The following is an 11,894-nucleotide window of genomic DNA, read 5'->3' as shown; positions in this document are numbered from 1 at the left end:
TTAACAAACCTATACGTATGAAAAAAAACTTTACTTTTTTTTCTTTTATTGTTTACTACACTCTTTTATGGTCAGGTAACACATATTACCACTTGCTCAAGCGAACCTTTTGATTTGACTTCGCTAAAAAATGATTTTATTGGTAATTTAGATCCTGCCGAAACAAACGTTACTTATTTTTTAAGTCTTGATGATGCATTAAATAATGCAAATATAATTGCAGACCCTACGCATTATTTTGGTGTGATAGGTCTCTCAAATATTTATGGACGAATTGATTATAACGGAATTATTTCGACTAATTATTTTAATTTGAGAACCATCGAGTCTTTAAAGATAACAGCTTCACATACCCCAATAATATGCAGTGAAGAAACCTCTTCGCTGACCATAAATACCTCAGGAGGAATAGGTTCATATCAATATTCAATAAACGGAGGTCCTTTTACCAGCAATAATTATTACAAATATTTACTCTCCGGAACCTACCATATAAAAGTAAAAGATGGCAGCCAAATGTGCATTGCTTCAATTGACCACGTTATTACAGCTCCTGCAACTTTCACTGCAACATCAATAACAGTAAATCAAAACACAACCATTACCCCGACAGGTGGTACAGAACCATATCTATATTCTTTAGATGGGGCTACTTATCAAGCAAGTAATGTTTTTTCAGATTTACCTGTTGGTTTTCAGCCCATATATGTAAGAGATGCTAGAGGGTGTAGTGTTTTTACTACCATTGTTGTTGGGGATTCTGAATTTCCCTTAAGCTCTGGAGGAATGACACTAAAACATGTAACCTGCTGGGGAAATGCTGCGATTCGTGCTTTTGGTTATGGAGGTCACCCTCCTTATTTATATTCTATAGATGGAGGAACAACATTTCAAACAAGCGATACTTTTGATAATTTAAGTGCGGGAACTTATCCTATTGCTATAAAGGATAGCGAAAATACAATCGTTAATAATCTTGCTATAGAATTACTCCCATATATCCCTGTAAACTGCACTACTATTGTCACAAATACATCAAGTTGTATAAATAATGGAGGCATCAACATTGTTGCAAATGGAGGGCAAATCCCTCATTATTATTCAATTGATGGTGGAACAACTTTTTCTGCAGAAAATACTTTTTCTGATTTACCTGCAGGGAATTACACTGTGTTAGTGAAAGATAGTAATGATTGTATTTCTCCGGCAATTACAGCCAAAATACAACAAGCTTCACCATTATCTGCCACAGCTTTACATACGGAGTTATTGTGCGCCAAAGATAAAACCTCAATAACTATTAATGCTGTTGGAGGAGAAGCTCCGTATCAATATGCTATTAATAATAGTATATATTCACTTAATAACACTCACACTGATCTTAGTCCTGGAACATATCAAATTAAAGTTAAAGATGCTGTTGGTTGTATCGCTACTTTCGAACATATCATTGCACAACCAACACCTATATATGCTGATATTCTTGCAGAAGGTCAAACTGTAACTTTAAATGGTCAGGCAGGAACTGCTCCTTATCAGTATTCTATTGATGGTGTTGCTTTTCAAGCAGAAAATGTTTTTACAAATTTGTCTTCTGGAATTCACACTGTAAGAATTAAAGATTCAAAAGGCTGTGAGTCTTATGATTTTAGTATTACCATTGAAGACCAAAAACCTTTAGCTTCTGCTGTTGCAATAACTAAAGAGATGGACTGTTTAAGTAATGCATCTATAGCTGTAAATGCAACTGGCGGAAAACCTCCATATTTATATTCCATAAATGGTGGGTCAAATTATTTTTCATCAAATATTTTTTCTGACCTAACGGCTAATACTTATACGGTCAAAGTTCAGGATGCAGATCATAATTCGACGACAAATACTGTTGTTATAAATCCTCCCACTTTTCCAATAATTACATTAACAACAATCAATGCTACTTGTAATGGGCGAAACAATGGTTTAATAAAAGCAACCGTAATTGGCGGATCTGCTCCATATTTGTATTCATTAACCGGAACATTTCAAACCGGAGATACTTTTAACAACCTCGCTTCTGGCATCTATGATGTAACGGTAAAAGATAATAATGGCTGTACATCAGTTGTCTCTGTCGCAATAACAGAGCCAACACTTTTAACTGCAACTGTTTCAACTTTTGAGCAAAGTATAGCTACTAATGCATTGGGAGGAAATCCACCTTATTCTTATTCTTTGGAAAAAGAAGGAATAATAGTCGCTGCACCTCAAAGCAATAATACGTTTACTAATTTACCAACAGGAATTTATAGTGTAAAAATTGCAGACGCTAATTCTTGCACTTTATTATCCTCTGAAATATATGTAGCACCACCACCAACACTTTCAGCTACTGTTGTTACAAATGCTGTTAATTGCTTTCAGCCGACAGGAACAATAACAATAAATGCAACCGGCGGAATTGCTCCTTATTTATATTCGATAAATAATGGAAATAATTATGTACCCTCAAATGTCTTCTCAAATTTATCTGCAGGTACTTATATAATAAAAGTTAAAGATACCCAGAACGCTACAACTACCCTTGCAGCTACTATAAGTCCTTCTTTAGCAGCAACTGCTGTTGTTATGAAAGGTATAGATTGTGTTAGCAATGGTTCAATAAATGTTACTGCAGCCGGAGGAAGTGGCAATTATCAATATTCTTTAAATGGAGGTTCTTTTCAGGCTTCTAACATTTTTAATAATTTAACTGCAGGAACATATCATTTTACGATCAAAGATTCTAATAATTGTACTGTCCTTACAAATGATATTGTGTTTGTACAACCTGTTCCATTGACTGCCACAATTAGTTATCAACCAATTACCGATTGTTCAACTAGCCCTATTACCTCTATATCAATTAGTGGTGTTGGTGGTACCGCTCCATATCAGTATTCGATCAATAATTACAATTATCAATCAACTGGTTCATATGCGGGTGTTTTTCCAGGAACACATATTATTAAAGTCAAAGATGCAAGTGGATGCGTTTATACAACACCATTAATAATAGCATCTCCTACATCGTTACGAGCAACAGCAACAGTTAATAAAGCTACTGAATGTGGTATTAAAGATTCTGTAACTATCAATGCTACTGGAGGTCAGGCACCATATACTTATTCTTTTACTGGTGGCGTTTCTTTTATTAACGCAAATACATCAAGTGATTTAATAGCTGGAAATCATACCGTATTTGTAAAAGACAGCAATGGGTGCAATTACACAACATATGTTACTGTAGAACAATCTATCCTATCAGCAACAACTACAACAGATGTTTATAATAAAACAATAAGGGTTAATGTTACGGGAGGCAAAACTCCATATAAATATACGCTCAAGAAAAATTCAGAAATTATTATAGGTTCTCAAAATGAGAATATTTTCAATAACGTAGCATTTGGAAGTTATGTTGTAGAAGTTACAGATGCAAATGGATGTGTAGTTTCTTCCGATACTGAATTATATTCACCTTTAATCATATCAGCAGTTATTACCAGACCAACAGCTATCGAAAATTTTGGTACAATAAAGGTAGTTGCCACAGGTGGCTTAGCTCCGTATAAGTATTCAATAAACGGAGACAATTATACAGCAAACAATATATTCACTAATCTGGTACCGGGTATATATATAATAGACGTAAGAGATAGTTCAAATAATATAAGTTCATTATATGTTGTGATAGAACCTCTTAATCCATTAACAGCAACAATAGCAAATACAAACATAAGCTGCTACGGAAGTCAGGACGGTGCAATTGTAGCAAATGCATCTGGAGGATTAGCTCCTTACACTTATTCTCTTTATAATAATGGAATTCAAATTACTGCTAATTCTAGTATGAATTCGTTTTCTAATTTACCCGCTGGTTCTTATAAAGTAAAAATTGATGATTCTGCTGGTTACACCTTTCTATCAAATAATATATTTATATCACAACCTGCGACATTAATGGTTTCATCCGCTACTGTAGAAAATCAAACAATAACGGTTACTACAACTGGTGGAAACGGATTATATGAGTATAGTTTTGATGGAGCTTCTTTTCAATCGAGTAATATTTTCAATAGTGTACCTTATGGAATTCATGAAATATATGTAAGAGATCAAAATGGATGTGCTGCAGTAATGTCTGTTAATTTAGACCCGCCGGCACCCTCAATAGAAGGTAAAAATTCGCTGGCTATAGAATTTACTCCAGGACAAACTTTAGCAGATCTTGTTGTAGAGGGTCAAAACATTAAATGGTACAGCAACCCAAATTCCTTATCTGGTAAAACAAATAAAACTGCTGAAACAACTTTGCCTTTAACAACGGTTTTAGTTAATGGAACAACATATTATGCCTCACAAACCATTAATGGAATTGAAAGTAAGGAACGCCTTGCTGTTACAACAAAAGCAAAAGGTACTCTTTCTAATCCTGATTTTGTTTTACCTGATTTCACTTATTATCCAAATCCGGTGCAGCATAGTTTAAGTATTCATAATACTTCAAATATTGATGAGGTTGAGATATTCTCTGTTGCAGGAAAATTTATTTTAAGTAATAAAGTAAATAGTGATCATTCTGAAATTGATTTATCTAATGTTTCTTCCGGAGTTTATTTCTTAAAAGTAAAAGCGGAAGGACAGACGAAGACAATCAAAATTGTGAAGAAATAAAGGTTGTTAAATTCCAATAAAAGAAATTCCAAATTCCAACTTAGGAACTTCTTATAAATCAAAAATCCCAAACTCCTTAATTGGAGTTTGGGATTTTTTATGTTCAAGATTCAAGCTCCTTTTGGAATTTGGGATTTTAAATATTGGAATTTCTTAATGCGTGTGCTTAGGATTAAAACCGTCTTCGCTTAATTCGGTGTGCACATAATCAGCAACCATTTCTGCTTCGTAATCGATTTTTTCTCCTTTGCTAACTCTCGCAATGATTTTCTCCATGATGTTATAAATAACCGGAACTACAATCAAGGTTAGGAATAAAGACGAAATTAATCCCCCGATAATTACCCAGGCCAATCCGTTTTTCCACTCAGCTCCTGCTCCAGATGCTAATGCAATTGGGAACATACCAAATACCATCGCAATTGTTGTCATCAAGATCGGACGTAAACGAGCGTGATTCGCCTGAATTAATGCCGTTCTGATTGATTCACCTGCTGCTCTTCTTTGGTTGGTATAATCGACAAGCATAATCGCGTTCTTACACACCAGACCAATCAACATGATGATACCCAAAATCGTAAAGATGTTTAATGAGTTATTGGTCAAAGCCAATGCCAGCATCGCACCAATAAACGAAAGCGGAATTGCAAACAATACTACAAACGGGTGAGCAAAACTGTCATACAAACTCACCATTACAAGGTAAACCAAGATAATAGCAGCTAATAAAGCGATTCCTAAAGTACCAAAACCTTCAGATTGGTTCTCCTGGTCACCACCCCAGATATAGTTTACACCTGTTGGTTTTTTAAGCTTATCTAATTTTGCCTGCCATTGCGTTACAATTGTTCCTGAAGGAACCCCAACGTTTTGTCCTTTTACTGTTACCGAAGCAGATTTGTCTCTACGCTCTAACTGGCTAGGTCCTGATCCTTCTGTTATATCAGCAAATTGAGATAACTTAATTTGTTGTCCTGCAGAGTTGATGAAAATCAAATTACTAACGTCAGTGATACTTTTTCTATCAAATGCATTATATCTAATGTTGATATCGTACTCATATTCTCCAGCTCTGTATTTACCGTCTGTATTTCCACTAAAAGCAGTTTGCATCGTTAAACCAACAGTTTGAAGTGTTAATCCTAAAGCTGCCATTTTATCACGATCAACTTTAACATTTACCTCTGGATTTCCGTCTTCAACAGTTAATTTAATCTCTGTTGTTCCAGGAATTGTACGTAATTCAGCTTCAGCTAATTTAGCAAATGCCATAGCACTTTCTGTAGATGGACCTGTTACGATCAATCCTAAAGTAGCATCCTCAGCAGTTCCTAAGATACCTACAGGAACCGTTTTTACTTTTGCTCCAACTAATACTTTTTCTAATTTACGTTTGATTTTTGCTGCGTAAACGTTAGCATCATCGGTACGATCTTTTTGCTCGATCATTTTTACGTCGATCTCTGCTTTGTAAGCCGTTGCTTGAGATGCACCAAAACCTTCACTGGTTTGTCCCACAGTTGTAATCTGACTGTGAACATATTCCTGAGATTTCAAATAAGCTTCTGCTTTTTGTGTCATGAAGTTGGTTTGTTCTAACGAAGCATCTTTCGGCATTTCGATTTGAACTAAAAACTCACCACTATCAGAAGATGCAAAGAATTCTCCTCCAATGAAACCTCCACCCATTAATCCAATTGTTGATCCAAAGAACAACACAAGAACAACTAAAATGGTTTTAATATAATGATCTAAACACCAAGTCAATAAATCAGAAACCCAGTTTGTAAAACGAGTTAAATAACTTTCGAAACCAAGAATAATTCTTCCAAATAAATTCTTTCCTTCAATATGCTCTAATTTACCATAACGAGATGATAACCAAGGGATAATTGTAAATGAAGCTAAAAGTGACAGTAAAGTTGAAATAATTACGGTAACACAAAATTGTGTAATAATATTAGAAACCAAACCAGAACTCATTGCAATTGGCAAGAATACCACCACAATTACTAATGTGATCGAAGTTACAGTTCCACCAATTTCTGCAGTTCCGTCGTAAGATGCACGAATTCTGCCTTTACCCATTTCCATATGTCGATAAATATTCTCGAGGACCACAATCGCGTCATCGACCAGAATACCTACAACAAGAGATAATCCTAATAAACTCATTAAGTTTAATGTATATCCCATTAAATAAATACCAATAAACGTAGCGATCAACGATGCCGGAATCGAAACCATTACGATCAATGAGTTTCTAATACTGTGCAAAAAGAACAACATTACAAAAGCTACCAGAACAACTGCAATTAATAAATCGTGAACTACAGAATCTGCAGCTTCAAGAGTAAAGATTGTACTATCTTTTGCTACTTCTAATTTTAATTGATTTGCTTTATAATCATTTTCAAGAATAGCAATTGTTTTTAATAATTGCTCACTTACCGCTACTGCATTTGCATCAGATTGTTTTACGATTTGTAAAACAATAGCACTTTTTTGATCTACACGTGATATTTTTTCTGCTACTTTTTGAGTATCCTGAACATCGGCAATATCACCTAAACGAACCTGAATTCCGTTTTGAGAAGAAACAACCAGGTTTCTTAATTCCTGAACACTTTTATATTTACCCGCTAAACGAATTAATATTTTTTGATTACGTGTTTGGATATTTCCTGTTGGGAAATCTAAATTCGAAGTCAAGATATTTTGCTGTACCTGTGGAACAGATAATCCGTAACCCTGCATTTTAACAGCATCAAGATTCACCTGAATTTCACGTTCAGAACCACCAATAATATTTACCTGGGCAACACCTTGTACACGAGATAAAATAGGAGCAATTTTTTTGTCAATTAAGTCATAAAATTCAGCTTCGTCCATTTTTCCATTAGCACCAAGTGTCATAATTGGTAAATCACTTAGGGAGAATTTCGTCAGCGAAGGTGTTTCTGCGTCATCTGGTAAATCACTAATAATAGCATTGATTTTACGCTGTGCATCATTCAAAGAAAAATCGACCTTTGCATTTGATGTTAATGTAATCGATACAATAGATAAACTTTCGTATGATTTTGAGTCGATTTTTTTGACATTCTCTAAGGATGCGATCGCATCTTCAATTTTCTTGGTTACTGTGTTTTCTACCTCACTTGGAGAAGCTCCCGGATAAATTGTAGAAATTGTAATAACGTTTTGTTCAAATTTTGGGATCAGCTCATAACCTAATTGGCTGTAACTGAACAATCCACCAAGTGTTAGAATTGTAAACAATACAATTACCAACGACGGACGTTTTATGGATATTTCGGCTAATTTCATATTTTTTGCTTTAGGCTGTAGGCTTTAGGCAATAAGCTTAATGCTTACGGCCTATAGCTTATCGCTTTAAATTATTTAATAATTTCTACTGTATTACCGTCTTGTAAGTTAATTTGACCTGTAGTAATTACAGTTTCTCCGTCAGATAATCCATTGATAACTTCTACTTTATCACCTAAAATTCTTCCAGCAGTTACTTTTCTTAATTTTGCAATACCATTTTCAACTACAAAAATCTCGTTGCTGCTCACACTTCCTACGAATGCATTTCTAGGTACAACCATCAAATTTTGTTTTTGTTGGTTTGATGCAAAAATTGCAGTTCCGTACATACCTGCTTTCAGGTCGTTATTTGAGTTGTTTGTAATTTCAATTTCAACAGGAAAGTTCAAAGACTCATCTGCTTTTGAAGCTATAAAAGTAATTTTCCCAGAAAAAGTTTTATCAGGATAAACACTTGCAGTTACTTTAATTTGGTTTCCTAATTTTAAACTGGCAACCTGATTTTCGTTTACTGTAACAACTAGTTTTAATTTCGAAACATTTACGATATCAAATAAAGCTGTTGCTGGCGTTGCTGCTAAAATAGATCCCGGCTCAATATATTTTTTATTGATAAATCCGCTTATTGGCGCTTTAACTTTTGTGTCTCCAACATTAATGTTTGCTTGTGTTAAGCTAGACTGTGCATTTGTTAAAGCTAACTTAGCCTGATCTAATTGTTGTTTTGTAACACCACCTGTTTTAAAAGCATTTTCATATCTTTCATAATCAGATTTTGCATTTTGATAAACTGCCTGCGCTTGTTGTGCACTAACATTAATTACATCACCTCTAACTGTCAATAAAGTTTGACCTACTCTTACATAATCACCTTCTTTAGCTAAAACGCTGATTACTTTTCCGGATTTTTCAGCAGAGAAAGTTAATTCCTGAATTGGTTGAAAATTTCCATTTGCAACGAAATCCAAAGAAACTTCTTCTGTTTTTACAGGAGAAACTTTAACCGAAACTGCAGCATTTTTTTCTGCTACGATATCTGTTTTTGCTTTGTTCTCCTTCTTATTATTATTTAAGACATATCCAATCACACCCAGTGCTGCGATTATGATTACGATTGTTATAATAGTTTTCTTCATTGTAATTAGTTATTTAATAAGAGTTTTTAGTTCGCCTTTTGATTTGATTAGTGCTATTTCGGCAATTTTATAATTTAAAACTGCTCTGGTATAATTATTTTGAGCTTCAAGTGATGCATTTTCTGCATCTAATAAATCTGTTAAAGATGCCAGTCCCTGAAGATAATTGTTTTTTGTATTGCTTAGAATCTCTGATGCCAATTGCATATTTTCTTTTTGATTCTGAATAGTCACAATGTTATTCTCGATGTCAGCCATTGCATTTCTATAGTCTAAATCAAGAGAAAGTTTTGTGTCTTTAATATCTTCTTGTAAAGATCTGATTTCTACATCGGCTTGTCTTACTTTAGCACGAGTTCCGAAACCTGTAAAAATTGGCACATGTAAGTTTAATCCAATTGCTGAGTAATCAGACCAGTAAACTCCGTCTTTTGGTTTTGCAAACCAAGGCATTTCAGGCCCCTGACCAATGTAATTGTAACCTGCCGTTAATGAAAGCGTAGGATAATATCCAGCTTCAACAGCTTTTTTATTGTATACTAAAAGCTCTTCTTGTTTTTTCAAAAGCAGATATTCTGTTCTGTTTTCAACTGTTGGCTGTTCTGTTAATGCTGCAGGAACTACTTCAAATTCTTCTTTTGGCATATCAATTTGAGTTTCAATAGGCATTCCCATATAAAACTTTAAAGCATTTTCCTGTAAAGTAATTTGATTTTTAATTTGCTGACGCTCTGTATCTATATTTGACATTTTCACAACGATACGGTCTAAATCAATTTTTTTAGCTAAACCATTATCAAACTGCCCTTTTACGATATCACGAACTTTTGTTGTGTTTACATAATTACTGTCTAAAAGAATCAATCTTTCTTTTTGTACATAAACAGAATAATAGTTATTTGCAACTCTTTCAATAACCTGCTCTTCTGTTAACTGATTGTTTATTTGATAAAACTCACGTGTTGATTTTGCTGCTCTTAATCCTGTAAAAACAGATTGATCAAAGATTGTCTGAGTTAAAGAAAGTCCTGCTGTCGATGTCCATTTTTGACCAAATGCTGCCTGAATTGTAGTTCCCGGTGCACCAAATCCTGCTCCGTCAATAACTGTCGTCTGAATTACGGGATTGTAAGTTAAATTTCCGTTTGCAGAAATTTGAGGCAATGCTCGTGAACGTACTTCCTGAATTTGATACTCACTGTTTTCAACCTGTAGTTTGGCCTTTTTAGCATCCGCTTTGTTTTGAAGCGCATACGTAAGAGCATCTCTTAAGGTTAATGTTTGGACTTGTGCGTTGGCAGCCAAGCCAATTGTACACAAAAATATAAGAATTATTCGTTTCATAGATTGATGATTAAGTAATAATTTTTTTAAGTTGTTTTTCTAATTCTAGTATTCCATCTGGTGTTGCCATTGCTCTGGTGTGATATTCCAAAGCTTCTAATTCTATTTCCTGAGCCTCTCTTTCAGAAATTGTATTTTCGTTAATGTGAAAAATTAAAGTGTAATAAAATTTCACATACACATCAATATTTATATCCGGGCGATAAAGTTTCTCGCTAATTCCTTTTTTAATATTTTCTCTAAAATACTGCGTACACTGCTCTATTTCGTGAGACAATACATTTTGATATATTTCGGGATAATGTTTTTTTAACTGATAAATCGGCGAAGTATCCATATTATTTTTAAACATGTCTCTGAACATTTCTCTGATCTCAAAATTTTCCATAATTGCATTGTAGTTTTTAGCCACAATAGAATCAATTATTTCGTGTACTTGTCTGTGAACCATCGAGGTACTTTCTTCAATTAAAACCTCTTTGTTACAAAAATATTTGTAAATCGTTTTTTTTGAAATACACATTTCACCTGCAATATCATCCATCGTAACACTTTTAAAGCCTAACTTTAAAAATAAATCGCTTGCTTTTGCTATGATTTTTTCTTTCATCTTAATTTTCAAATTGCCTTACAAATATAATTCGGAAACTTTTTTAAAAAAAATAGTTTCCAGTATTTTGTAATAATTTTACATTAACTTATTCATCAAATAAGTATTATATACTAAATTCCAGATTAGCGATCAGCTTAATATCTTTTCCAAGTGCCAATCCGCCATTATGATTGTATGAATTATAATCCAGACCAAAATCCTGACGTTTGATATCGCCCTTAATTTCAAAAGCAACTTTTCTCTCTCCGTTATAAGAATTGATTCCAATAAATTCTGCATCAAGTTCTACAACTTTGGTTACGTCTTTTATAGTTAAATCACCTTTAAAGAAATTGATATTATTATTTACTTTTTGAAATGAAGTCGATTTAAAACTAATAATTGGATGTTCGTTTACATTAAACAAATCATTCAGTTGCAAGTGAGTATCAATTTGCTGAAAACTATCTGCCTTGTTATTTATATCTAACGAAAATTCAACCGAAGCATCTTCAATTTCATTGTCTTCAATATTTACATAACCATCGAATTTATTTTCAGTTCCTCCTAAATAAGCAAGTATAGAATGTCTCATTTTAATTAAAACATCTGATTGGCTAGAATTTATGGTCCATGTTGTTTTCATAATTATCTGATTTAATGAGTTTATAATTTACTCAAACTCGCCATGGAAACTTTTCAAGTGTTGTAAGTTTCCATTTTGAAAGTGCAAATATAAACAGGAAACTTTAAACACCAAGAAAGTTTCCAAGTTTTTTCAAAAATAATTTTAA

The 11,894-nt window shown here is 33.7% G+C and carries 6 protein-coding genes; 1 reads left to right on the top strand and 5 read right to left on the bottom strand.

What is annotated here, in order from left to right; translation table 11 throughout:
• Positions 1 to 48: 48 nt before the first annotated feature.
• The gene (locus RT99_RS03120) at positions 49 to 4,695 is read left to right on the top strand and encodes a T9SS type A sorting domain-containing protein (RefSeq protein WP_042563279.1); all 4,647 of its coding nucleotides are present in this window, start codon (positions 49 to 51) and stop codon (positions 4,693 to 4,695) included.
• 153 nt (positions 4,696 to 4,848) lie between these two features.
• Here RT99_RS03120 and RT99_RS03115 read toward each other — a convergent pair whose 3' ends face one another.
• The 5 genes from RT99_RS03115 to RT99_RS03095 form a co-directional block, all read right to left on the bottom strand.
• On the bottom strand, positions 4,849 to 8,025 hold the full coding sequence (locus RT99_RS03115) for an efflux RND transporter permease subunit (RefSeq protein WP_042563278.1): 3,177 nt from the start codon (positions 8,023 to 8,025) through the stop codon (positions 4,849 to 4,851).
• 71 nt (positions 8,026 to 8,096) lie between these two features.
• The gene (locus RT99_RS03110; protein WP_042563277.1) at positions 8,097 to 9,164 is read right to left on the bottom strand and encodes an efflux RND transporter periplasmic adaptor subunit; all 1,068 of its coding nucleotides are present in this window, start codon (positions 9,162 to 9,164) and stop codon (positions 8,097 to 8,099) included.
• 9 nt (positions 9,165 to 9,173) lie between these two features.
• Positions 9,174 to 10,508: a TolC family protein gene (locus RT99_RS03105; protein ID WP_042563276.1), complete on the bottom strand. Its 1,335-nt coding sequence runs from the start codon at positions 10,506 to 10,508 to the stop codon at positions 9,174 to 9,176.
• A gap of 10 nt (positions 10,509 to 10,518) precedes the next feature.
• Positions 10,519 to 11,118, bottom strand: coding sequence for a TetR/AcrR family transcriptional regulator (locus RT99_RS03100; RefSeq protein ID WP_042563275.1), 600 nt, complete (start codon positions 11,116 to 11,118; stop codon positions 10,519 to 10,521).
• Between the two features lie 106 nt (positions 11,119 to 11,224).
• Complete coding sequence (locus tag RT99_RS03095; protein ID WP_042563274.1) at positions 11,225 to 11,746, bottom strand: YceI family protein; 522 nt, start codon at positions 11,744 to 11,746, stop codon at positions 11,225 to 11,227.
• Positions 11,747 to 11,894 lie beyond the last annotated feature (148 nt).

The organism is Flavobacterium sp. MEB061 (genome assembly GCF_000834715.1).
Classification (GTDB): Bacteria; Bacteroidota; Bacteroidia; order Flavobacteriales; family Flavobacteriaceae; genus Flavobacterium; species Flavobacterium pectinovorum.
The sequence above is the reverse complement of the archived record's forward strand: the minus strand, read 5'-3'. Positions and strand labels throughout refer to the sequence as shown.